Source organism: Pedobacter panaciterrae, from assembly GCF_013204795.1.
GTDB classification, from domain to species: domain Bacteria; phylum Bacteroidota; class Bacteroidia; order Sphingobacteriales; family Sphingobacteriaceae; genus Pedobacter; species Pedobacter panaciterrae.
Map to the genome: position 1 here is coordinate 1 of NZ_JABMKW010000017.1, position 24,026 is coordinate 24,026.

The 24,026-nt window shown below is 37.2% G+C and carries 20 protein-coding genes; 12 read left to right on the forward strand and 8 right to left on the reverse strand.

Annotation, left to right across the window (positions count from 1 at the left end; genetic code table 11):
- Nucleotides 1-409 precede the first annotated feature (409 nt).
- The 11 genes from HQN86_RS11290 (at nucleotide 410) to HQN86_RS11340 (ending at nucleotide 11,703) form a co-directional block, all read left to right on the forward strand.
- On the forward strand, nucleotides 410-778 hold the full coding sequence (locus HQN86_RS11290) for a DUF5655 domain-containing protein (protein ID WP_172661097.1): 369 nt from the start codon (nucleotides 410-412) through the stop codon (nucleotides 776-778).
- Between the two features lie 87 nt (nucleotides 779-865).
- Nucleotides 866-1,804: an outer membrane protein assembly factor BamD gene (locus tag HQN86_RS11295; RefSeq protein ID WP_172661098.1), complete on the forward strand. Its 939-nt coding sequence runs from the start codon at nucleotides 866-868 to the stop codon at nucleotides 1,802-1,804.
- The gene (locus HQN86_RS11300) at nucleotides 1,804-2,130 is read left to right on the forward strand and encodes a DNA-directed RNA polymerase subunit omega (RefSeq protein WP_172661099.1); all 327 of its coding nucleotides are present in this window, start codon (nucleotides 1,804-1,806) and stop codon (nucleotides 2,128-2,130) included. Before HQN86_RS11295 ends, HQN86_RS11300 begins: the two co-directional genes overlap by 1 nt.
- A 42-nt stretch (nucleotides 2,131-2,172) precedes the next feature.
- Nucleotides 2,173-3,366 (forward strand): bifunctional phosphopantothenoylcysteine decarboxylase/phosphopantothenate--cysteine ligase CoaBC, encoded by a 1,194-nt coding sequence (coaBC, locus tag HQN86_RS11305; protein ID WP_172661100.1) that lies wholly within the window; start codon nucleotides 2,173-2,175, stop codon nucleotides 3,364-3,366.
- A gap of 2 nt (nucleotides 3,367-3,368) precedes the next feature.
- A complete protein-coding gene (porD, locus tag HQN86_RS11310) occupies nucleotides 3,369-4,310 on the forward strand; it encodes a type IX secretion system protein PorD (protein ID WP_172661101.1) in 942 nt (313 codons plus the stop codon).
- Nucleotides 4,311-4,387: 77 nt separating this feature from the next.
- Nucleotides 4,388-4,768, forward strand: coding sequence for a BlaI/MecI/CopY family transcriptional regulator (locus HQN86_RS11315; RefSeq protein ID WP_172661102.1), 381 nt, complete (start codon nucleotides 4,388-4,390; stop codon nucleotides 4,766-4,768).
- Nucleotides 4,769-4,795: 27 nt separating this feature from the next.
- Nucleotides 4,796-6,595 (forward strand): M56 family metallopeptidase, encoded by a 1,800-nt coding sequence (locus tag HQN86_RS11320; protein ID WP_172661103.1) that lies wholly within the window; start codon nucleotides 4,796-4,798, stop codon nucleotides 6,593-6,595.
- Between the two features lie 153 nt (nucleotides 6,596-6,748).
- Nucleotides 6,749-8,407: a DNA repair protein RecN gene (recN, locus tag HQN86_RS11325; RefSeq protein ID WP_172661104.1), complete on the forward strand. Its 1,659-nt coding sequence runs from the start codon at nucleotides 6,749-6,751 to the stop codon at nucleotides 8,405-8,407.
- A gap of 81 nt (nucleotides 8,408-8,488) precedes the next feature.
- Nucleotides 8,489-9,304 carry an enoyl-ACP reductase FabI gene (locus HQN86_RS11330; RefSeq protein WP_172661105.1) on the forward strand — a complete coding sequence of 272 codons (816 nt, stop codon included), beginning with the start codon at nucleotides 8,489-8,491 and terminating at the stop codon, nucleotides 9,302-9,304.
- A 17-nt stretch (nucleotides 9,305-9,321) separates the two neighbouring features.
- Nucleotides 9,322-10,557 carry a carboxypeptidase-like regulatory domain-containing protein gene (locus HQN86_RS11335; protein WP_172661106.1) on the forward strand — a complete coding sequence of 412 codons (1,236 nt, stop codon included), beginning with the start codon at nucleotides 9,322-9,324 and terminating at the stop codon, nucleotides 10,555-10,557.
- Between the two features lie 72 nt (nucleotides 10,558-10,629).
- Nucleotides 10,630-11,703, forward strand: coding sequence for a PA0069 family radical SAM protein (locus tag HQN86_RS11340; RefSeq protein WP_172661107.1), 1,074 nt, complete (start codon nucleotides 10,630-10,632; stop codon nucleotides 11,701-11,703).
- A gap of 4 nt (nucleotides 11,704-11,707) precedes the next feature.
- On the opposite strand, the gene HQN86_RS11345 is transcribed toward HQN86_RS11340, so the two are convergent.
- The 6 genes from HQN86_RS11345 to HQN86_RS11370 all read right to left on the reverse strand — a co-directional run bounded on the left by HQN86_RS11345 (nucleotide 11,708) and on the right by HQN86_RS11370 (nucleotide 20,317).
- Nucleotides 11,708-12,646 carry a hydroxypyruvate isomerase family protein gene (locus HQN86_RS11345; RefSeq protein WP_172661108.1) on the reverse strand — a complete coding sequence of 313 codons (939 nt, stop codon included), beginning with the start codon at nucleotides 12,644-12,646 and terminating at the stop codon, nucleotides 11,708-11,710.
- Between the two features lie 39 nt (nucleotides 12,647-12,685).
- Nucleotides 12,686-13,693, reverse strand: coding sequence for an FAD:protein FMN transferase (locus tag HQN86_RS11350; protein ID WP_172661109.1), 1,008 nt, complete (start codon nucleotides 13,691-13,693; stop codon nucleotides 12,686-12,688).
- A 14-nt stretch (nucleotides 13,694-13,707) separates the two neighbouring features.
- The gene (locus tag HQN86_RS11355; protein ID WP_172661110.1) at nucleotides 13,708-15,033 is read right to left on the reverse strand and encodes a Gfo/Idh/MocA family protein; all 1,326 of its coding nucleotides are present in this window, start codon (nucleotides 15,031-15,033) and stop codon (nucleotides 13,708-13,710) included.
- A gap of 42 nt (nucleotides 15,034-15,075) precedes the next feature.
- Nucleotides 15,076-16,044, reverse strand: a complete 969-nt coding sequence (locus HQN86_RS11360) for a formylglycine-generating enzyme family protein (RefSeq protein ID WP_172661111.1) — start codon at nucleotides 16,042-16,044, stop codon at nucleotides 15,076-15,078.
- 211 nt (nucleotides 16,045-16,255) lie between these two features.
- Nucleotides 16,256-18,796 (reverse strand): ATP-dependent Clp protease ATP-binding subunit, encoded by a 2,541-nt coding sequence (locus tag HQN86_RS11365; RefSeq protein ID WP_048907160.1) that lies wholly within the window; start codon nucleotides 18,794-18,796, stop codon nucleotides 16,256-16,258.
- Nucleotides 18,797-19,162: 366 nt separating this feature from the next.
- Nucleotides 19,163-20,317 (reverse strand): lactonase family protein, encoded by a 1,155-nt coding sequence (locus HQN86_RS11370; RefSeq protein ID WP_172661112.1) that lies wholly within the window; start codon nucleotides 20,315-20,317, stop codon nucleotides 19,163-19,165.
- 157 nt (nucleotides 20,318-20,474) lie between these two features.
- On the opposite strand from HQN86_RS11370, the gene ettA reads away from it, so the two are divergent.
- Nucleotides 20,475-22,154 (forward strand): energy-dependent translational throttle protein EttA, encoded by a 1,680-nt coding sequence (ettA, locus tag HQN86_RS11375; RefSeq protein WP_172661113.1) that lies wholly within the window; start codon nucleotides 20,475-20,477, stop codon nucleotides 22,152-22,154.
- Between the two features lie 43 nt (nucleotides 22,155-22,197).
- Here ettA and HQN86_RS11380 read toward each other — a convergent pair whose 3' ends face one another.
- Entirely contained in the window at nucleotides 22,198-23,118 is a 921-nt protein-coding gene (locus tag HQN86_RS11380; protein WP_172661114.1) for a TIM barrel protein, read from the reverse strand.
- An 89-nt stretch (nucleotides 23,119-23,207) separates the two neighbouring features.
- Nucleotides 23,208-24,026 (reverse strand): alpha/beta hydrolase, encoded by an 819-nt coding sequence (locus tag HQN86_RS11385; protein ID WP_172661115.1) that lies wholly within the window; start codon nucleotides 24,024-24,026, stop codon nucleotides 23,208-23,210.

Consider the following 24,026-nt stretch of genomic DNA (forward strand, 5'->3'; position numbering starts at 1 on the left):
TATCCCTAACTCGCTAAACCACAACCAGAAAAATTAACAGCAGGTTAAAATCAGGTTAATTCTTTATCTTAAAATACCACAGAAGGTAAAACAAGGCCGGCAAAAATGACTCCTCACATTATATATATACTATGTGCGTAATCACATCAAATTCTACACTATATATAGTATACATAACATTAGGTATAATACGCCATCGCCTGACACCTTACATCAAAAAGCCTTACAAACGACAAAATATCGTTCAGAGTCGTTTCAAAGTCGTTCAGAGTCATTGGAAGGTCGTTAAAAAATACACCTCAACTATTAAAATGTACTCCAATAAGCAAGAATCAAACAAGACAAATCAGAACCACGTAAACAGAAAATGAATTATCTTTATAGATTGGCACAAATACAATATGCTATTATGGATAACAACACATTGTCAGCATTCCTTCAAGGAAAATCACCTTCCTCGATTGAGCTTTTTAATCACTTGGTTTCATGTTACCAACAATTAGGCGAGGTGAAATTCCATACTACCAAAACAATGATAGCTTTCTCATCCCGCATCAACTTCGCGTACGTTATACAGTTTGGCAAAAACTTTATTGATGTTGTATTTCCATTTAAACAACCATATGAAGACAATATGTGTTTTCGAAAAATAAAACTTGTTCCAGGTAGCGATGATTACAATCACCACCTCCGAATATATTATAAAGAAGATATAAATGACGAGGTGTTAAAGTATATGTCTATGGCTTATAAAAATGGAAACGTTAAATTATGTTAAGCACTTGACAGGATGAATGCCTTTACATAGCTTAGCGTCCTATTATTTTTAATTGACGGTATCGTATTATTAACTTATCTTTGCAGAATGTTTAAAATTAAACACGTATTACTATTAAGTTTCACCATTATAGCCCTTACTATTGCTGGTTGTAAAAGTCAGTTTGAGAAGATCAGACTGAGCAACGACGTTGCAAAAAAGTACCAGGAGGCCATGAGGCTATATAACAAAAAGAATTATTCTAAGGCATTGATCTTATTCGAAGACTTGTCTCAAAAATACAGGGGAAGAGCTGAAGCCGAGGAACTGAATTATTATTACGCACTGACTCTCTTTAAACTAAGAGATTACACAACTGCAAGATATCAATTCAAATCGTTTGCAGATAGCTATCCAACTAGTAAATATGCTGAAGAGTGTAGATATATGAGCGCTTATTGCTATTATCTGGATTCTCCAAGACCTAGCTTAGATCAGGAAAATACCTATAAAGCTATTGATGCATTACAGCTCTTTATTAACTTCTATCCAAAAAGTGAACGTGCTGTAGAGGCTGCAAAATACATTGGTATTCTGCGTACTAAACTTGAAGACAAAGCGTATGCAAATGCAAAAATGTATTACGAAATAGGTGGCAATGGTGGTGAAGCATCTAACTACAGAGCAGCTGTTATAGCACTAAAAAATGCACAAATCGATTATCCTGATATTAAATATTCAGAGGAAATGGATTTATTAATGATCAAATCACAGTACGCTTTTGCTAAAAACAGTATTGAGGAGCGTCAGGAAGACCGCTTCACAGAAGCAATTACTTATGCCAATGAATTTGCAGAAGCGCATCCTGAAAGTAAATACTTAAAGGAAGCAAACGCCTTAAAGAAAGATAGTGAATCTGGAATAGAAAGTGCTAAACGCTTTATAGCTGAACGCCTTGCTAATTATGAAAAATATAAATCTCAATTAACAAAAGAAGCTAAAAGAGATAGTTCTGCAATTAATACAATTAAAACCCCCAACAGATAATGAGTACGAATAAACCCGCAATACCAAATACTACGGTTACTAGAAATGTTAATGATCTGGATCAAAAAACCGGAAACATCTATGAGTCTTTAGTAATTATTTCTAAAAGGGCTAATCAGATTTCTAATAACATGAAAGAAGAGCTTCATGGCAAATTAGCCGAGTTTGCATCTTCTAATGATAATCTTGAAGAGATTTTTGAGAACAGAGAGCAAATTGAGATCAGTAAGCATTATGAGCGTTTACCAAAACCTTCATTAATTGCTATTGATGAATTTCTGAACGACAAAATTTATTACAGAAATCCCGCTAAAGAGCAACAATAATATCACGCATAGGTATTAAATTGCATCAATGCATTATAAACCATGCTAAAAGATAAAAATATTATTCTAGGCGTTTGCGGCAGCATTGCAGCATACAAATCAGCAACCCTGGTAAGGCTACTGGTAAAGGCTGGCGCAAACGTCAAAGTAATTCTCACTGCAGATGCGGCAAACTTCATCACTCCGCTCACACTTGCAACACTATCAAAACATCCTGTTTACACTCAATACTTTGAAGAAGAAACCGGAGTTTGGAGTAATCATGTAGAATTAGGTCTCTGGGCGGATTACATGCTCGTTGCGCCCGCAAGCGCAAATACGTTAGCAAAAATGGCTACTGGATTGTGCGACAATCTACTAACTGCAGTTTACCTTTCAGCAAAGTGTCCTGTTTTAGTTGCACCGGCAATGGATTTGGATATGTGGAAGCATGAAACCACTCAAACCAATATAGATAAACTATTGTCATACGGCAATCTTCTCATTTCTCCTGGCAAAGGAGAATTAGCTAGCGGCCTATATGGTGAAGGCAGAATGGCTGAACCTGAGGAAATCGTTTCATTTCTATTAGAAACAATACGTAAAGATCTTCCATTGCTTGGGAAACAAGTGCTGGTAACAGCAGGACCTACTTATGAAGCTATAGATCCTGTACGCTTTATCGGAAATCATTCATCTGGCAAAATGGGTTTTGCTATTGCAGACCAGTTTTCTCGCTTAGGTGCTGACGTAACATTAATTACAGGACCAACAGCTGAAAAAAGCTCACAACAACTCAAAAGAATAGATGTTGTAAGCGCAGCTCAAATGCTAACTGCATGTCAAAAAGAATTCCCTACTGTACAAATTATGGTAATGAGTGCTGCCGTTGCTGATTATACACCAGTAACTACCGCTAGTCAGAAAATAAAAAAAACCAGCGGGGAGTTCAACCTGGAGTTAAAAAAGACAGAAGATATTCTGGCTACTTTAGGCAGACTAAAAACAGAAAATCAAATACTTGTTGGCTTTGCCCTTGAAACTGAAAATGAGGAAGAACATGCAAAGGACAAGCTTACAAGGAAAAATCTTGATCTCATTATCCTAAATTCCTTAAATGACAAAGGAGCAGGTTTTAAGATGGATACCAATAAAATAACTATCTTTAATAAAGCATTTGAGAAGACAGTTTTTGAAATGAAATCAAAAACTGAGGTTGCCAAAGACATTTGCAATGAAATTTTAAAGCTTGTTTAAGCATGAAAAAACGCTACTTACTTATCTTACTTTTCTTTTTTATTTGCCAAACCTTTGTTAATGCTCAGGAATTAAATGCAAGAGTTCAGGTACAGGCTCCTACTATCCCTAATATGGACAGAAGAAATCTGGAAGTTCTTGAAACTACCATAAGGGAATTCTTAAATAATAATAAGTGGAGTAACGAAAATTATAGCCCACAGGAGCGTATCGAATGCAATTTTGTAATCACTATAACTGATTGGGATGGCAGCGCTGCCTATAAAGCAGAGGCACAGCTTCAATCTAGCAGACCAGTTTACGCGTCGGCTTATAACAGTACGCTACTTAATCTAAGTGATAAAGATTTCGATTTCAACTATGCTGAGGGCCAATCATTAGATTTCTCCGATCAAACTTATATTTCCAATCTTAGTTCTTTACTAAGTTACTACGCTTATACCATTATTGGCTTAGATAAAGATAGTTTTAGTCACCTTGGCGGCACTCCTTTCTATAAGAGGGCCTCTACCATTCTAAACAATGCTCAGGTATCTGGAAATAAAGGCTGGAAAGCCTTTGATGGGTTACGCAACCGCTACTGGCTAAATGAAAATCTACTTAATAAAACCTTTGAAGAACTTAGAGTATTTATTTACGACTATCATTTTAACGGGCTTGATCGCTTGCAAGAAAATACCGGCCGTGGAGTAAAAAAAATGATAACCCTACTTAGTGGACTAAAACAAATGGACAAACAGAAATTAGGTTCTATTTTTCCCAACTTCTACTTTTCTACAAAAGCAGATGAGATTGTGAATGTCTTTTCTATTTCTACCGGAGATCAATCTGATCGTATAAAAGCATACAACCTGCTTGTCCAAATTGATCCCGCCAACATCAATAAATACGAAACGCTTAATCAGGCAATTGCCCCTCTTAATCAAGGTCTTAAAAACAATTAAAAAAAAATGTTAAAAATATTTTGTTTATACGAATACATTCGTACATTTGAATACGAAACAATTCGTATAAACAAAATATGGCAGCATCAATAAACCTTAAGCCTACAGAAAGTGAACTAGAGATCTTACAGATATTGTGGGAAAAGGGTAATTGTACGGTTAGAGACGTTCATGAGATTTTAGAGAAAAGCAAAGAGTCTGGTTATACCACTACGCTAAAACTAATGCAGATTATGCACGAGAAGGGACTTGTTAAACGCGACACGTCTTCTAAAACTCATATTTATACGGCACTTCTCAATCAACAAAAAACAGAACAGCATCTCGTAAATAAAATGATCGATAATGTTTTTAACGGATCGGCGGCGAGATTAGTAATGCAAGCACTTGGGAACCACACCGCAAGTAAAGATGAAATTGATTCGATAAAAAAATATCTTGACGAATTAAGTAAGTAATAAACCTAAAGAACCAACTATAAACACATGGAAGCAATAGTAAACAACCTCATTAAAGCTACCGGATGGAGCATCTTCCACTCTCTATGGCAAGGCGCCATCATTTATGGTATATTGGTAGCTGTTACAAGTGCATTTCCTAAAATTGATGCAAAAATCAAGCACAATATGGCCTATGGTGCATTGTGCCTTATATTTCTGGGGTTCTGCATCACATTCTTTACACTGTTTAAACTTCCGGTAAATAGTGTTGCGATTGCGTCTAATCAAATTTCCAATGTACAGCAATCCGAATACCTTATTCATTTGCCTCAGGATATGAGTAGCATAACAGAGAGCTTTTTCCCTTATCTGGTTAGCATATATAGCATTGGCATATTGTTTCAGCTATTTATCCTGGCTATTGGCTATAAGAAATTACTAGATTTAAAATGGGCTGACCGTACTCCCGTTCCAGCTTCATGGCGCCCGGTTTTTGAAACTATGGTGGCTAAATTAAATCTTCGTCAGAATATTGAATTCTATTTATCCTCAAGGGTAAATGTTCCACTGGTTATAGGTTATTTAAAACCAGTGGTATTATTTCCAATTGCTTTGGCATCTCAGCTTGATATAAAACAAGTTGAAGCAATATTAATTCATGAGCTTTCGCACATACGAAGAAACGATTATCTATTAAATTTAATAAAAACCGGTATTGAAACCATACTCTTCTTTAACCCATTTGTATGGCTGGGCGGCCGACTAATCAATATAGAACGTGAACATGCTTGTGATGATCTTGTTCTAAAATTTACTGGTAGCCCACTAACCTATGCACATGCACTTTTAAAACTTGAAATATTAAAAAACAAAACCACTCCTGCCCTCTCAATGGCAGCAACTGGAAAAGATCAACATTTGTATCAACGCATTAAAAGAATTACGGACATGAAAACCAATTATATGAATGCCAAACAGCAGATTTTGGCTATAACATTAACAATAGCGACTATAGTATCCTTAGCTTGGATTAGTCCTGCAAAAAAAGCTCCTGCTATAAATAAGGCCAATCAACATAACAAAAAGGTTGATATAGAAGGAATAGCTATAAAATCAAAAATACAGACACTATTAGCACCAGTTGCTAACGAGGACTGCGATAATGACCTTGTAAAAACAGATACCACAAAGAAAAAAAACAAGTTCAAAATTGTTACCGTTGACGCTAAAGGGAATAAAAAAGAATATAACTCGCTTAAAGAAATGCCTGATAGTTTAAGGCAGGAAGTAGTTAATGAATCATTTATGAATGATTTTAAGTTCGATTATAAGTTTAATCTTGACTCGGTAACAAAGGTAAGCATGGCTTACATAAAATCGCCTGAATTTCAGCAACAGATAAAAGATGTTCAAAAAAATGCCGCAGAAATGGCGAAGCATTTCGATTCTCCTGAATGGAAAAAACAACAGGCAGAGATTCAGCAAAAAGCCATTGAAATGAGCAATCAGATAAACTCAAAAGAGTTCAAGCAACAACAAGAAATGGCATTTAAAATTGCTCAGGATATGCGCAAGAAATTTGATTCGCCAGAATGGAAAAAGCAGCAAGCTGATATTCAGAAAAATGCTGCAGAAATGAGCAAAAAGTTTAATTCTGATGAATGGAAAAAACAACAGGCCGAGATGAAGAAAAACATTGATCTGATGCGTGAAAAGATAAATTCTCCTGAATTTAAAAAACATATTGAGGAGATGAAAGAGCTACAAAACTCACCTGAGTATAAAGAGCTGAAAAGAAAATTTGACAATGGAATTGATAGCATTAAAAAAGAAAAAAGGAATTAAAACAGATATAGACCTGAATTGATCAAACACAGATCACACAAATTATTAAACCACACAATAAAATTAGATTGAGGGCAGAAGAGAAATCTTCTGCTTTTTTGTTTGTAAGAATAAACATCCATTGATTAAGTTTTCATAATTTAGCAGAGTAATATGCTACAAAAACTTTCTATTCGTAACTATGCTTTAATAGATAGTGTTGATTTGGAACTTAATAAAGGTTTAAATATCATCACTGGCGAAACAGGTGCCGGTAAGTCTATCATGCTTGGCGCACTCTCCCTTATATTGGGTCAGCGTGCCGAAACTAAGTATTTCTTTAATCAGGACAAAAAATGTATTATCGAGGGGCAATTTCTGCTTAGCGACACTACATTACAATCTCTTTTCGAAGAAAACGATATTGACTTTTATAACGAAAGTATTTTAAGGAGGGAAATATCCACAGATGGAAAGTCTAGAGCATTTATAAACGATACTCCCGTTACGCTTACTGTAATGAAGCAAGTTGGCGAGAAACTCATTGACATACACTCTCAGCATGCTACACTAGAGGTAAACGACCCTGGCTTTCAGCTGCTAGTGGTAGATACCCTGGCAAATCATCAATCCTTGTTGGCTCAGTACCGTGAGCAGTATAAAGTTTATAAGAAAACACAGCAACAACTATCCATTTTACAGGAAGCTGCTGCAGAAGCCCGCAGTAGACAAGACTACGAACAGTTCCTTTTCAATGAATTGGAAACCGCGGCCTTAAAGTCCGGCGAGCAGGAACAGCTTGAAACTGAATTACAAATGCTTAGCAACGCTGAAAGCATCAAAAGAAGCCTTTTAAATAGTCAGAATATACTGAGTGAACAGGAAACAGCTGTGCTACCTCTATTAAAAGAGGTTATCAATCAGCTTCAAAGCATTGAGAAATTTAATCCTGATTATGCCACATTAAACGAACGCCTAAGGTCTTCACTTATAGAAATTAAAGACATTGCTCAGGAAACTGTAGCATTTGAAGAAGGAATTATTTTTAACCCTTCCAGAATTGAGGAAATTAACGCACGGTTAGACATCATTTATAATCTCCAGCAAAAACACAGGGTAAATACTATTGAAGAATTGCAGGCTATTGAAGCGCAATTATCCCAAAATCTAAGTGAGCTATTAAGCGGAGATGAAGAGATTGAACGACTTACAAAAGAAATAGCCTTGATGAAGGAAGATCTGGAACGCAAAGCGACCGAACTATCGGCAAACAGAAGCAAATCTATAACCAATACAGAAGATCAGGTAGCTAAGGTGCTTAGTCAGGTTGGCATGCCCAATGCTAAAATTAAAATTGAACAGAATGTACTTCCTGAATTGAATAAGGACGGAAAAGACAATATCACCTTACTATTCTCTGCCAATAGCGGGCAGGCGCCTGCTCCTGTGGGTAAAGTTGCCTCCGGAGGAGAGCTGTCCAGACTGATGCTGGCTATTAAGTCCATCATGGCCAAGCACACCTCACTACCTACCTTAATATTTGACGAAATCGATACAGGTATTTCAGGAGAGACAGCCGTTCGGGTAGGTAATGTAATTGGAGATCTGGAACAGAATATGCAGGTAATATGCATTACTCACCTACCTCAAATTGCAGCAAAAGGTGATGCTCATTATTTTGTTTATAAAAATGAAGAGACTGAGCGTACCACAACAGGCATTAGAAAATTAAAGCCTGAAGATAGAATAAGGGCAATTGCTGAAATGCTTAGTGGTAAAGACCCTGGTGCATCGGCCCTAAAAAATGCTCAGGAGCTGCTTGGTTTTAACTAATCTTTAACAATAACCGCCACACATATCTTTTAGATTTTTATTACTTTCGATAAATCATAAGAAGAACCAAAATAAAAAGATATGTATAACTTACTAAAAGGTAAACGTGGTATCATTACAGGAGCATTAGATCAAAATTCAATAGCATGGAAAGTTGCGGAAAAAGCACATGAAGAAGGTGCTGAATTTGTTTTAACCAATGCTCCTATTGCCATGAGAATGGGTGAGATTAATGCTTTGGCAGAAAAAACAGGTTCTCAGATCGTTCCTGCTGATGCGACCAATGTAGATGAACTTACAAATCTGTTTACCCAATCACAAGAAATATTAGGTGGTAAAATAGACTTTGTGCTCCATTCAATTGGCATGAGTGTAAACATTCGTAAAAAAATTCCTTACACAGAGTTAAACTACGATTATTATCAAAAAGGCATAGATGTTTCTGCACTTTCATTTCACAAAATGCTTGCTGTAGCCAAAAAACTTGATGCAATAAATGAAGGTGGCAGTGTTGTAGCTTTAACCTATATGGCAGCTCAGCGAACCTATCCGTTCTATACAGATATGGCAGACATTAAAGCAATGCTTGAATCAATTGCCCGCAGTTTTGGCTATCATTACGGCCTGGAGAAGAAAGTTCGCATCAATACAGTTTCTCAATCGCCAACTAAAACCACTGCCGGAGCAGGAATTAAAGGCTTTGGCGACTTCTACGATTATGCAAATGCCATAGCTCCATTGGGCAATGCCGATGCTGAATCATGCGCAGATTACTGTATTACTCTTTTCTCTGACTTAACCCGCATGGTTACCATGCAGAACCTGTTCCATGATGGTGGGTATTCATCAACAGGCGTTAGCGATATCGTTATGCAGAAAATGGGATTAGAAGAATAACCCGTTAGTTTATAATTATGATCCGTCGACTGTCATTAGCCATTTCCCTAATATGTTTTTCTATTACTGTTTATGCACAAAATTCATATTCAATTAGTGGTGTTGTCAGAGATCAGAAAGAAACTTTACCTGGTGCAGGTGTTTACATTAGTGGCTATAAAATAGCTACGGCAGCCGATAACAATGGCCGCTTTAAAATAAACAACCTGCAACCAGGGAATTACGATATCCTTGTTCAAATGGTAGGGTACCTGCCCTATTCCAAAAATGTTGTCATTTCCGATAAATCAGTAGAGGTAGAACTAACCCTTAAAGAGAATACAGTTCAGTTAAATGAAGTAGTAATTCGTGCAGATCCTAACAGGGCCAAATATATTGAGCAGTTTAAAGAGTTCTTTATTGGTAAATCGCCAAATGCTGCCCAGTGTAAAATACTAAATCCTCAGGTCCTTAATATAGATTATGATGTCAGCAAAAGCTTACTTACGGTAAAAACAGATGAGTTTTTAATAGTTGAAAATAAAGCTTTAGGATATCGCTTAAAATATATGCTTGATAATTTTGAGTACAACTCCAGAACACGCATAATTTATTACTCGGGGCATCCATTTTTTGAGGAACTAAGGGCTTCATCAGCAAGAAGAAAAAAATATACCATAAATCGCGAAATTGCATATTATGGCTCTTCCCAACACTTTTTTAAATCCCTCTATCAAAACAAAACTAAAGAAGAAGGCTTCATCATTAACAAAATGATTAAAGTTCCTAATCCTAACCGTTACCCAGATAAGGTAATAAATGAGAAATTAGCCAAACTGAGAACCATTCCACCAAAGACTGGTATCTTTAAAACCGCGGCTAAAATAGACACGGCACAAGTTAATTTTTGGCAAAAGCAGCAAGATATGCCTAAATATCTTGATAAACTTGACCGTACAGAAGTGCTTCCAGACACGCTGGTTCATTATTACAATCAGAATTTAAAGCTACTTGACTATACTGACGCGCTTTGTGTGATATACACAAAGGAAAAAGAATCCTTAGCTTATTCAAAAACCGGATTTTGGATTTTCCGACCATTGGATTTGCCAAGCTATGAAATCTCTGTAGCCAATTTAATGAACGGACCAGTTCGATTCTATGAGAACGGGGGTATTCACGATTCGAGATCCTTTTTATACGAAGGCTATTGGGCTTATGAGAAAATAGCGGATATGGTACCTATGGACTATATACCTCTAAAGCGCAAATAAAGATTACATCCCATCACAAAATAGTGAATAACTTCTTTTCAAAGATACTAATATTTTTAGTAATTTTAACTAATGATATTAGACAAAGAAACACCCGACAATTACCACAAAGGAAGAGGGGCTCAGTTTAACCCTCATAATCGTTTTGCTAAAAATGATTATGTAAAGGAACATGATGAAGGAATTGACGAATGGGAAGAGGAGGATCAAAAGACCACTTTCATTTTTGGCAAATCAAAATCTATTGTAAACAAAGTAGATAGTCCTGATGTAGGCATGCTATACTCTCTAAATCCGTATCAGGGCTGTGAACACGGTTGCACCTATTGCTATGCAAGAAACGCGCATGAGTATTGGGGATTTAGCGCTGGATTAGATTTTGAACGCAAAATCATAGTAAAAACAGACGCTCCTATCCTGTTCAAAAAGTTTTTGGAGCGTAAAGGATGGGATGCATCTACTATTTCATTATCTGGCAATACAGACTGCTATCAACCCGCAGAAAGACGCTTCAAAATAACGCGTCAGCTTTTAGAAATTGCTTTGACCTATAAGCAACCCATCGGGATGATTACAAAAAATGCGCTCATACTTCGTGACCTGGATATTCTGCAGGAAATGGCTAAACTTAATTTGTGCATGGTATATGTTTCGATTAATAGCTTAAATGAAAAGCTCCGTTCAAAAATGGAACCGAGAACAACTACTGCCAAACAACGATTAAAAATAGTGGAAGAGCTAAGCAAAGCAGGAATTCCAATGGGCGTTATGGTTGCCCCGCTCGTTCCAGGTCTAAGCGATCATGAAATCCCTGTTATTCTAAAAACTATTGCCAATTGTGGGGCAATATCAGCGGGTTATACTGTGGTACGACTTAATGGCGCTATTGGAGGGATATTTGAAGACTGGCTGCGCAAAAACTACCCTGATCGCTTTGAGAAGGTGTGGCATATGATTCAGTCCTGTCACGGTGGAAATGTAAACGATAGCAGATTTGGAGATAGAATGAGGGGCGATGGCAATATCGCTCAGTTAATTAGAGATAACTTTAAACTTCATTGTCGGCTGAACCACCTAAACGAGAAAAAGATTGAGTTGAACCCTGGTTTGTTTAAAATCCCCAAAGCTCAACTCGATCTATTTTAAAACACTAAGAAAGAAAGTTGTCTTCTTCTCTATATGCTTGTATTACTCTAAGTTCACCTTCTTTTCCTGGTTTTGAATTACCATGTTCCATACCCATAACGCCTTTATACCCTTTTTCATAAAGGTGTTTGAATAAGTTCTTATAGTTAATCTCACCGGTTGTTGGTTCATTTCTTCCAGGATTATCACCTATTTGAATGTAGGCAATCTCATCCCAGCATCTATCAATGTTAACTATTAACTGCCCTTCAGTTTTCTGCATATGATAAATGTCATAAAGAATTTTACATGAAGGACTCTGCACTGCCTTACAAACAGCATAGGTTTCATGCGTTTGTTGTAAAAATAACTCAGGGGTATCACTTAAGGTCTCCAGTACCATTATTAAACCATGGGGTTCAAAAATTTCGGCACCAGCCCTCATAGCATCAACAACATTTGCAAATTGATTTCCATAAGGTAATTTGCGTTCGTAAAATCCCGGAACAACTGTTAACCATTTTGCATTACATCTTTTTGCAGCTTCTACAGACTTTTTACAGGTCTCTACGAATTTATCTTTAAACTCTTTTTTGCCTGTTGTTAACGATGTTTTCCAGTTATCCCCTCCATCAACAACAAAAACACCCATTCTCATGCCCAATTTGGCAAGCAGGTCTCCTATTTTTGTTTGTTCATCAACTGATCTTCCTAAATAGCCATTGTCCTCAATAGAACGAAAACCCTGATCATGCATAAATCTAATCTGATCCAGAAAGCTATCACCGGCATTATTCTTAAACATTCCCTGATGAGGAGCATAATCTAGATTAAAAGTTTTACCAGCCAAGGCTGAGCCTTGCCCCGTAGTAGTTTTGTCTGCAGCAAGTCCATTTATTGAAGACCCGGCCACAAGCGCACCAGTGGCGACAAAGCTATTTCTTAAAAATTCTATTCTGTTCATATTTTTGGTTTTTGGTTAGGTACTTTTTTTAACAATGGATTAGTTTATTATCATTTTTTTAAATCCCGCCGTAAGTGTATCGGCAACGCTTCCGTCCTTTCGGTGATAAATAATATACGCTTCCATATTTTTTTTGGTTGCAAAATCAAGTGCTTCATTAACATTCATAGCCATTATGGGGCTATCATATCCATCGGCAGTAATAGCGTCCTTTGCATAAATTGTAACGCTTATCAATGCATTATCTAAAGGATAACCCGTTTTAGGGTCAATTAGGTGTGCAACCTTCCAGGAGCCTTTTTGCAAATATTTTCTATAATTACCCGCAGTAGTTATTGCTCCATCATTAATGCTGATAACATGCCTTACTTCAGGTTCGGCATTTGGTGAATTTGCAGGTCCTTCAATCCCTATATTCATTGATGTTCCATCAGGTTTCGGTCCTTTTATCCTTAGTTCGCCTCCTATTTCTACTACAAACGATGTGATTCCTTTGTTAATTAAATAATCAGCCACTACATCAACACTGTATCCCTGGGCAATTCCATTAAGATCTACATTTATACATGGCTTTTGTTTTTTAAGGAAATTACCTTTTAAACTAAGGTTATTCATGCCTACGCACTTCAGTAATTCCTTTACCCGAGCACTATCGGGGAATTTATCTATTGGCTTTGCACCAAAACCCCATGCTTGTACAAGAGGCTCAACAGTTACGTCAAATTTTCCTTTGGTAGCTTTATACACCTCAAAAGATTTTGCCATCACTTTAGCAAAATGTGGATCTAAAACAATCCCGTTCGAAGAAGCATTAAACTTATTGATCAAAGAATATGATTTGTATAGCGACATAGATGAATCGATAACCATAAGAATGCTATCTACATTACCCTTCGTTACAATGCTATCCCGAGCAAAATACTTAATGGAATAATCAGTTCCCTGAGCATAACCATGTATAGCATACTGTCGCAGATCTTCCTTCTTAAAAAGAAGAAAAATTTGCGACAGCAGCAATAAAATAAAAGCTTTATTTATAAAAAACATTACGTTAGTAACGTTTATATCACCTTAGTTTGCCCTGGTGTAGGAATTGGATACAATCCATTAGCATCAGGTAATAGTTTAGGTTTTGCAGTCCAGCTCAACTCATCAGGGAATAAACTGTTCTCTGCTTTTAAAGCATCATCCCATTTAATTGTTTTTCCAGAATAAGTTGCATAACGACCAATAATGGCTGTCATACAGCTTTTTGCACCACGTTCTGCATCCCAGAATTTATATTCACCCTTAGCAATAGCAGCAAAAAGCTCGTCGTGCTCAGTTTGATAAGGATTAGGGTTTACTTTTGAACTGTAGTTATAGATCAGTTTATTTTTAGTGTCATATAATCTTCCTTCATTACCTGCAGATAAGAAAACACGACCTTTAGTTCCATGGAAGCTTTCATCAACACGGTTATCAATACCTTCAAAGTGGCGGCACTGACTGTTAATTACAGAACCATCTGCATAAGTTAATTCTACAGAGTGGTTATCATAGATCTCACCATAATCTTTTCCAGTTCTCCAGGCACGGCTGCCAGTACCTTGAACAGAAACCGGATAAGCATTTTTAACCCAATTCGCAATATCAATATTGTGTACGTGTTGCTCAACTATATGATCACCACATAACCAGTTAAAATAGTACCAGTTACGCATTTGATATTCCATTTCAGTTTGGCTGGCTTCACGCGGTTTCACCCAAACGCCACCACTATTCCAATATACCTGACCACCAGTGATATCGCCTATAGCTCCATCCTGAATGCGTTTAATAACATCTCTATAGTTATTCTGATATCTGCGCTGCAGACCTACAACAACATTTAATTTTTTAGTTTTTGCAATTTCGGCAGCTGCTAAAACTTTACGGATACCTGGCGAGTCAACAGCCACTGGTTTTTCCATAAATATGTGCTTGCTCTGGTTAACTGCTTCTTCAAAGTGACTAGGTCTGAATCCTGGAGGAGTTGCTAACAAAACAACATCCGCCAGGGCTATTGCTTTTTTATAAGCATCAAAACCTACAAATCTACGTTCCTGAGGAACATCAACTTTGGCTCCAAATTTTTCAGAGATCTCTTTGTATGCACTTTCTAGTCTATCGCTAAAAGCATCAGCCATAGCTACCAACTTTAGGTTTTGCTTAGTACTTAATGCCTGAAAAGCGGCACCGGTACCACGACCGCCGCAACCAATTAATGCAATTTTGATGGTGTCATCTACAGATGAATGCGCTCCGCCGTTAGCAAAAGCAACTCCATTTAACATAACACCTCCGGCTACAAGAGCCGAAGTTTTTAAAAATTCGCGGCGTTTGTCGCGCAGTTCTTCATTGTTCATTGTAATTTAGGTTTATATATGGTTCTTAGTATGTTTGGTTTATTAGTAATCTTTAATAGGAGCCTTGCTATAATAAGCATCTATCTCTTCTTTTGATGGAGGTGTTACTGGTCTAACTAACCTCATTCCGACAAAAGGAGCTTCAGGAAACCACCAATTACTTTTTGGAATCTGAGGATCCAGCTGTTTCCAACTAGGGTCTGACGCTAATCGGGATGCAGAACGAGCATCTTTAGCTTCATCATTATATGCACCACCTCTAACTGCATTTGGATATAATTTTTCTGGAACAGCAACAGGATCATTTGACTTATCACCTTTTACTGATGCATAAAAATCCGGCAGATATTGATCATAGGTCCATTCTGCAACGTTTCCATACATATCGTATAATCCCCACGCATTTGGCTTTTTCTGACCAACAACATGAGTTTTACCATCGCTATTTCCATTAAACCATGCATAATCACCTAATTTTGAACCGTCGTTTCCGAAAGAATATTCGGTAACAGAACCTGCGCGGCAAGCGTATTCCCATTCCGCTTCAGTAGGAAGCCTGTAAAAAACGCCTGTCCTGGCATAAAGCCATTTACAATACTGAATAGCATTATAATGAGTCATAGCAAGTGCAGGTTGCCCCTCTTTACCCATTCCGAAAGTCATATCCAGATACGGTTTTGTAGGTCTTGTTATTGCATCAACATTTTTTGGAATTGGAGCAGTACTATGTGCTGCTTCGTAATCCTTATATAAAAATGGCTCATAATTATCCCAGATCACTTCGTAGGTACTCATCCAAAATGGGGCAACTTTCACTTTGTGAACCGGCTGTTCATCAGCATTCCCCTTTTTACTTCCCATCATAAATTCACCACCGGGAATAGCAACCATATCGAACGACAACTTTGTGCCTTCCAATTGTTGTTTATAAGATTCGGGTTTCTCCTGTGCCAGAGTAGTTTGAACAGCAAGAAATGCTAAGGGCACTAACAATGATAATTTCACTTTCATTTATAAAATTTTGATACAACAAATATTTTAACCTAACCTATTTATTCTCTAAAATAGAGGCAATAATTGATAAACCAAAATCTGCACCCATATAATTTCATAAAAAGTGTAATATAAACACTAAGTCAACCTCAGAAAATGAAAATCAGTGTAAAAGAAAACGCCTGTCAGATGTTCATCTAACAGGCGTTTTATAGTCACAGGTGGTAGTTTATTCTACACTTCCCTCTTCTTTTTTCTTTTTCTTACCCGGACTTTTATTTTCTACAACAATAACATCTCCTTCTTTATCATAATCGATTTCCAAAGTGTCTCCATCATGAATATCTCCTTTAAGGATTTCTTCAGCAATTGGATCTTCAAGATATTTTTGTATTGCACGTTTAAGAGGTCTGGCTCCAAAGGCAGAATCAAAACCTTTATCAGCGATAAACTCTTTCGCTTTCTCTGTTAATTTAACTTCGTAACCTAAATTATGTACGCGGCCAAATAATGATTTCAATTCTATATCAATGATTTTGAATATCTCTTCTTTTCCTAAAGAATTGAAAACAACCACATCATCAACACGGTTAAGAAACTCAGGAGCAAATGCACGTTTCAATGCAGTTTCGATAACCCCTCTTGAGTGCGCATCAACCTGGTTCACTTTAGCTGAAGTAGAGAAACCTACTCCTTGTCCGAAATCTTTTAGCTGACGGGCACCGATATTAGAAGTCATAATGATAATGGTATTTCTAAAATCCACTTTACGACCTAAACTATCTGTAAGCTGTCCTTCATCAAGCACCTGCAATAATATGTTGAACACATCAGGGTGAGCTTTTTCAATCTCATCCAAAAGAATTACGGCATAAGGTTTACGTCTAACTTTTTCAGTTAACTGACCACCTTCTTCATAACCCACATATCCCGGAGGCGCGCCCACTAAACGTGATACCGCAAATTTCTCCATGTACTCACTCATATCAATTTGAATTAGTGAATCATCACTATCAAACATAAAACGAGCAAGTTCCTTAGCTAATTCAGTTTTACCAACACCCGTTGGACCTAAGAAAATAAATGAACCAATTGGTTTTTTAGGATCTTTTAATCCGGCTCTGGTACGTTGAATTGCTTTAGTCAGTTTTTTAATGGCATCATCCTGACCAATAATTTTCTGTCCAACAGTCTCGTACATATTCAATAGCTTAACGCTATCAGTTTGTCCTACACGTTGTAACGGAATACCAGTCATCATAGAAACAACCTCAGCAACGTTATCTTCCGTAACGGTATAACGCTTAGTTTTAGTTTCATTCTCCCATTCAGCCTTAGCACGATCCAACTCCTCTAAAAGATTTTTTTCAGTATCTCTTAATTTAGCTGCTTCTTCGTATTTCTGACTTTTTACAACTTTATTTTTTTCAAGCTTGATCTCTTCAATCTTGTTTTCAATTTCGATGATGTTCTCTGGAACATGAATGTTCGTTAAGTGAACTCTTGAACCGGCCTCATCTAAAGCATCAATAGCTTTATCTGGTAAAAACCTATCAGTAATGTATCTTGATGTTAAGGCCACACAAGCATTAATTGCTTCGTCGGTATATGTTACACCGTGGTGATCTTCGTATTTTTCTTTAATACGGTTTAATATCTCGATAGTTTCATCAGGTGTAGCAGGCTCAATCATTACCTTTTGGAAACGACGATCCAATGCACCATCTTTTTCTATATACTGACGGTATTCATCAAGCGTTGTGGCACCAATACATTGTATTTCACCCCTGGCCAATGCAGGTTTAAACATATTCGATGCATCCAGTGAACCAGAAGCACCACCTGCACCTACAATTGTATGAATCTCATCAATAAACAAAATTACATCTGTAGATTTTTCAAGCTCGTTCATCACAGCTTTCATACGTTCTTCAAACTGCCCGCGGTATTTAGTACCTGCAACCAAAGACGCAAGGTCTAAAGTAACTACACGTTTGTTGAAAAGAACTCTTGATACCTTGCGTTGAACAATTCTCAAGGCCAATCCTTCGGCGATAGCTGATTTACCAACACCCGGCTCACCAATTAAAATTGGATTATTTTTTTTACGACGCGATAAGATCTGAGACACACGCTCAATTTCTTTTTCACGACCAACAATCGGGTCTAGTCTTCCTTCCTCAGCAGCTTTTGTTAAATCTCTTCCAAAATTATCCAAAACCGGGGTCTTAGATTTTATGTCAGAAACTTTTTTAGGGCTGCTAAAGCTCTCTTCCTCACGATAATCTTCATCACCGCCTGTTGATGCACTATTTTGAGTTTCGTCTTTGAATCCGTTTTTATTCACTTCAACCTCCTGTTTAAAGATTTCGTAATTAACGTTGTATTGTAATAAAATCTGCGACGCAATATTATCATCATCACGAAGGATAGACAACAATAAATGCTCGGTTCCTATCAAATCGCTTTTAAAGATTTTTGCCTCCAGATATGTTATCTTAAGAACCTTTTCAGCTTGTTTGGTTAAAGGAATGTTGCCCAGATTTACTGTTACACTTGAGGTACCTCTTACGGAATCCTCAATTGAGCGGCGAAGTTTTGAAGTATCAACTCCTAATGATTTCAATATCTTAATAGCCATACCATCGCCTTCGCGAATAAGGCCTAACAAAAGATGTTCTGCGCCTATGTAATCGTGACCTAATCTCAGGGCTTCTTCCCTGCTAAAAGAAATCACGTCTTTTACTTGTGGAGAAAATTTAGCTTCCATATATACCTTTCTAAAATCCGGAATGCTCTAAACTATAAAAATTGTTTAATAAAAAGCATCCCTGATTTTTTTATTTTATCAACAATTACGCCATTGACTATTAATTAGATGTTGGAACTGCCGTAATTTCATAAATGTTACCAATCTTTGACTAATTCATTTACGCATAATTTTCAATACTTCCACATATATCTATAGGCCAGAAACGCTTAATTAACTGTTTTAAACATATTCAGATCACTTTGTCGTATAAATGTAATGATTTTTATGGAATAATATCACCTGTCAAAACTGGATATTATCAATAAAAAAACTACCAAAATGGCAGACTTTTGCCAGATCAAATAAAATGACGGCCCAACCATCCTATTCAGCTGGAACCAACTTTAAGCATACAGGCTGCCCAACGTCTATTTTAACAGATGTTCCTGTCAATTTTCCGGTTGCTTTGTTTATTTTATAAACCGAAACATTATTGGCATCTTGGGCTGCAACCAGCATGAAATTGCCAGACGGAGTTATCACAAAGTTTCTTGGCGTCTTATCAACATTGTATCGTTCAACAAATGTTAACCTACCATTCTTTTTATTGATAGCATAAGCTACTATATTATTGGCATTACCTCTGTTTGATGCATACAAAAACAAGCCATTGGGCGATACATGTATATCTGCTGCACTATTTTCAGTAAAGGCTTCTGGCATCATATTAACACTTTGTAAAAACGTTAACTTCCCATTATTATAGCTGTATACATTAACAATCGCTGTCATTTCCTGCACAAGGTAAAGGTATTTTTGATCTGGAGAGAAATCCATATGACGAGGACCATTACCAGGTTGTACACTTTCAAAGGCAGGTTCAGCAGGCGTTAAAGGCATTTTTTTGCTACTATCGTAATTATAAATGTTTATCTTATCTGTTCCAAGGTCAGCATAAAACAGTATCTTCTCATTTTTTGACAATAGAGCCGAGTGTACATGCGGCCCCTCCTGTCTTAATTTATTGGCACTCCCTCCCTCATCCTGTATTGTTTGCGATGCCTGCGCTAAAGAGCCATCGCCATTTATGGGCAAAACAGTTAAACTACCACTCCCATAATTAGACACAAATACATTTTTACCATCCCTATCTATAGCAACATGGGCTGGCCCCACGCCTGAGGACGATTGCTTATTGATAAATTCCAGCTTACCAGTTGAACGATCAAATTTAAATGAACTTACCTCTCCTACTTTGCTCGAATTAACCGCATAAACAAACTTAAGATCATTGCTTACTGTTAAAAAAGCAGGATTTTCTACACCATCGATGTGGTTTAAATAGGTCATTTTACCACTTTCGTCATCAAATCGATAAACCAATATACCCTTGCTTTCATTAGTCCGGGTATAAGTACCAATCAGCAGATCAAATGTTTTAGAGGAAGTACCTTTTTTCTGAGAAAGGCCAATAAGAGGCAATAACAATATAACCAGGAAAGGGACAGCCTGTTTTCTGCATTTTTTGAAACAATTCATTTACTTAATTTTATTGCTACAGGTGAATTTAGCTATCTAAAAAATTGGTTAATGTAAACATAGAAAAAATCTTTGACAGACGTTTTCTTATCTTTGCTCTGAATAGGGCTCAAATGTGTCCTTTTTCCACTAAAAACTATACTAACAAGAAACAACGATGTCAGACGAGAAAATAATATTTTCAATGGCCGGGGTAAATAAGATTTACCCCCCTCAGAAACAGGTTTTAAAGAACATATACCTTTCCTTTTTTTATGGTGCAAAAATAGGTGTTATTGGTTTAAATGGATCGGGAAAATCATCGGTTTTGAAGATCATTGCTGGTATTGACAAAGCTTTTCAAGGCGAAGTTGTTTTCTCTCCGGGCTACACTGTAGGTTATCTTGCACAGGAGCCGGAACTAGATGAAAACAAAACAGTTAGAGAGGTTGTTGAAGAGGGCGTAGCTGAAATTACCGCTATCCTTAAAGAATACGAGTCTATTAATGAACAGTTTGGTTTGCCGGAAGTTTACGAAGATGCTGATGCAATGGATAAACTAATGGCCAAACAAGGTGAGCTTCAGGACAAAATTGATGCTGTAAATGCATGGGAGCTGGATAACAAATTAGAACGTGCAATGGATGCGCTTCGCTGCCCAGATCCGGATACAAAAATTTCAGTACTATCGGGTGGAGAAAGAAGACGTGTGGCGATGTGTCGTTTACTACTGCAGGAACCAGATGTTTTATTACTAGATGAACCTACGAATCACCTTGATGCTGAAAGTATTGATTGGTTAGAGCAGTTTTTAAAAGAATACAAAGGAACTGTAATTGCAGTAACCCACGATAGGTATTTCCTTGATAATGTTGCCGGATGGATTCTTGAGTTAGACCGAGGTGAAGGTATTCCATGGAAAGGAAACTATTCATCATGGTTAGATCAAAAGGCTAAACGTTTGGCACAGGAAGAAAAAACGGAGAGCAAACGTCAGAAAACTCTTGAAAGAGAGCTTGAGTGGGTACGTATGGCACCGAAAGCGCGTCATGCTAAATCTAAAGCTCGTCTATCAAACTATGACAAGCTGGCATCAGAGGATTCGAGAGAAAGAGAAGACAAATTGGAATTGTTTATTCCGCCTGGACCAAGATTGGGGAATGTAGTTATTGAGGCAAACAATGTTACCAAAGCTTATGGCGATAAATTGTTATTTGAGAATCTGAGTTTCTCTTTACCACCTGCCGGTATAGTAGGTATTATTGGCCCTAATGGTGCAGGTAAAACAACATTATTCCGCCTAATTACTGAACAGGAAACTCCAGATACCGGGACATTCCGTGTTGGAGAAACTGTTTCACTTGGTTATGTAGATCAGATGCACAATGACCTTGACCCTGCCAAAACGGTATATGAAAATATTACTGATGGCTTAGATAATATCCAATTGGGTAACAAAGCGGTAAATGGGCGTGCATATGTTTCTAAATTCAACTTTAATGGTGGTGATCAGCAAAAGAAAGTTGGCATTTTATCTGGCGGAGAGCGTAATCGGGTGCATTTAGCCATCACTTTAAAGAAAGGTGCAAACGTATTGTTACTGGATGAGCCAACCAATGATATCGACGTAAATACTTTACGTGCACTAGAAGAAGCCTTGGAAAACTTCGGTGGCTGTGCAGTTGTAATCAGTCACGATCGTTGGTTCCTAGACCGTATTTGTACACACATTTTAGCCTTTGAAGGAAACTCTCAGGTTTACTTCTTTGAAGGCAACTACAGTGATTACGAGGAAAACCGTAAAAAACGCCTGGGCGATGTAACTCCTCATCGCATTAGGTACAAAAAATTAGTATAGTACTCTTTAACAAAACAGGCCGGTAATACCGGCCTGTTTTGTTTTATTTATATTGCTTTTGTATTCTTAACAACAGCTCTTTCGTTTTTTTGATTCCCTCATCTTCCGACAAACCTTCGCCTTCATATTCAATACCCACAATACCACTCCATTTTGCATCCTTAATAATTTTAAACATGCGATCGTAGTCGATATCTTTTTCATCACCCTTTTCATTGAAATTAAAGGTTTTCGCGCTAATTCCTTTTGCAAATGGAACCAGATCAGTTACTCCCTGGTACATATCGTACACTCTATCTGCACTCACTCTAAAATTACCAAAATCAGGCAAGGTGCCACAATAAGGGCTATTAACCTGTTTCATAACATCCGACAACCATTTTCCATCAGAAGAATACCCTCCATGATTTTCAACTATAATGTTGATTTTATTTTGCTTACCATATTCAGTAAGTCTGCCTAAACCATCCACCACTGCAGTTTTCACATCCTGTTCAGATCCATTTCCTGCTGCATTTACCCGAATCGTTTTACAACCAAGCACTTTGGCCGCATCCACCCACTTATGGTGATTTTCAATAGCCTTTGAACGCGCTTTTTCATCAAGATTTCCCAATTCACCTTCTCCGTCAATCATGATTAAGTGATTTTGAATTCCCTCATTTTGAGTTATGCTTTTTAGTTCTTTCAGGTATGCCGGATCAGTTTCTTTTTTATTAAAAAATGGACTTACATACTCAACTATATCAATACCGAAATCTTTTTTAGCTTTTATAGGGAACTCAAGGTTTGTTAACTTACCGCCAAACAATGATTTATGCAATGACCACTGAGCTAAAGATATACTGAAAAATTCTTTTTTAGGGAGTGCCAGTGCGTCAAACGGAATTAAAGAAGAAAGTCCTGCAGCTGCAGATAACATTCCTAAATCTTTGAGAAAACTTCTGCGATCTGTTGTATTCATGTTCTTATTTATAAAGGGTAACTATCGGTTTTGTCCTTCTAAAATAGGAATAATTCCAGCAGATTTCTCTAGTTATTTATGAAAACGTATTATTTTTTGATGAATTGATTATTAAAGAACATCAGTTGAAATCCGATCGCGTTTTTCCAATAATCCCAGTTATGAGATCCCGGTCTGATGGTAAAATCATGCGGAATGTTATTGTATTGCAGTTTCTCGTGCAATTTGATATTCACATTGTAAAAAAAATCTTCAGAGCCACAATCGATAGTTAAAGCAAGTTTGTTAGGAACAAGTAGATAGGTTAAATCGATAACAGAATTTGCTTTCCAACGCTCAGGATATTTATCTTCAGGTCCAAGGCGCTTGGCGATGTCCCAGTTCAACGGGAAAGGTTTAATGTCTACACCACCACTCATACTACCAGCAGCGCCAAATATGTCCTGATGTTTAAAGGCCAAATATAGTGCACCATGGCCGCCCATACTTAAACCTGTAATTGCACGACCTTTTCTATCTTTTATGGTCTTATATTTTTGATCTATCCAATTAACCAGTTCAGTAGCTACATAAGTTTCATATTTCCAGGCGGGGTCTTCAGGACTATCAAAATACCAACTGGTAACATTTCCATCGGGGCATACAATGATCATCTGATAATGATCTGCATATTCCTTAATTGATGGCACCTTATTTACCCAACCAGAATAAGCATCTCCGGCTCCGTGCAGTAAATAAACTGTTGGATATGTCTTGCCTTCATTGTAACCCTCAGGAGTAATTACAACAGCCTTAATATTTTTCTTCATTGCAGCGCTATAGGTCGATACCGTATCAACCTTAGCTGCAAAAACTGATTCGGCACTAAAAAATGCAAAGATGCCGATGAGAAAACCCCATTTTTTCAT

Coding starts and splice junctions, on each gene's coding strand:
- HQN86_RS11290 (WP_172661097.1), top strand. CDS start 410: ATGGATAACAACACATTGTCAGCATTCCTTCAAGGAAAATCACCTTCC.
- HQN86_RS11295 (WP_172661098.1), top strand. CDS start 866: ATGTTTAAAATTAAACACGTATTACTATTAAGTTTCACCATTATAGCC.
- HQN86_RS11300 (WP_172661099.1), top strand. CDS start 1,804: ATGAGTACGAATAAACCCGCAATACCAAATACTACGGTTACTAGAAAT.
- coaBC (WP_172661100.1), top strand. CDS start 2,173: ATGCTAAAAGATAAAAATATTATTCTAGGCGTTTGCGGCAGCATTGCA.
- porD (WP_172661101.1), top strand. CDS start 3,369: ATGAAAAAACGCTACTTACTTATCTTACTTTTCTTTTTTATTTGCCAA.
- HQN86_RS11315 (WP_172661102.1), top strand. CDS start 4,388: ATGGCAGCATCAATAAACCTTAAGCCTACAGAAAGTGAACTAGAGATC.
- HQN86_RS11320 (WP_172661103.1), top strand. CDS start 4,796: ATGGAAGCAATAGTAAACAACCTCATTAAAGCTACCGGATGGAGCATC.
- recN (WP_172661104.1), top strand. CDS start 6,749: ATGCTACAAAAACTTTCTATTCGTAACTATGCTTTAATAGATAGTGTT.
- HQN86_RS11330 (WP_172661105.1), top strand. CDS start 8,489: ATGTATAACTTACTAAAAGGTAAACGTGGTATCATTACAGGAGCATTA.
- HQN86_RS11335 (WP_172661106.1), top strand. CDS start 9,322: ATGATCCGTCGACTGTCATTAGCCATTTCCCTAATATGTTTTTCTATT.
- HQN86_RS11340 (WP_172661107.1), top strand. CDS start 10,630: ATGATATTAGACAAAGAAACACCCGACAATTACCACAAAGGAAGAGGG.
- HQN86_RS11345 (WP_172661108.1), bottom strand. CDS start 12,646: ATGAACAGAATAGAATTTTTAAGAAATAGCTTTGTCGCCACTGGTGCG.
- HQN86_RS11350 (WP_172661109.1), bottom strand. CDS start 13,693: ATGTTTTTTATAAATAAAGCTTTTATTTTATTGCTGCTGTCGCAAATT.
- HQN86_RS11355 (WP_172661110.1), bottom strand. CDS start 15,033: ATGAACAATGAAGAACTGCGCGACAAACGCCGCGAATTTTTAAAAACT.
- HQN86_RS11360 (WP_172661111.1), bottom strand. CDS start 16,044: ATGAAAGTGAAATTATCATTGTTAGTGCCCTTAGCATTTCTTGCTGTT.
- HQN86_RS11365 (WP_048907160.1), bottom strand. CDS start 18,796: ATGGAAGCTAAATTTTCTCCACAAGTAAAAGACGTGATTTCTTTTAGC.
- HQN86_RS11370 (WP_172661112.1), bottom strand. CDS start 20,317: ATGAATTGTTTCAAAAAATGCAGAAAACAGGCTGTCCCTTTCCTGGTT.
- ettA (WP_172661113.1), top strand. CDS start 20,475: ATGTCAGACGAGAAAATAATATTTTCAATGGCCGGGGTAAATAAGATT.
- HQN86_RS11380 (WP_172661114.1), bottom strand. CDS start 23,118: ATGAATACAACAGATCGCAGAAGTTTTCTCAAAGATTTAGGAATGTTA.
- HQN86_RS11385 (WP_172661115.1), bottom strand. CDS start 24,026: ATGAAAAAATGGGGTTTTCTCATCGGCATCTTTGCATTTTTTAGTGCC.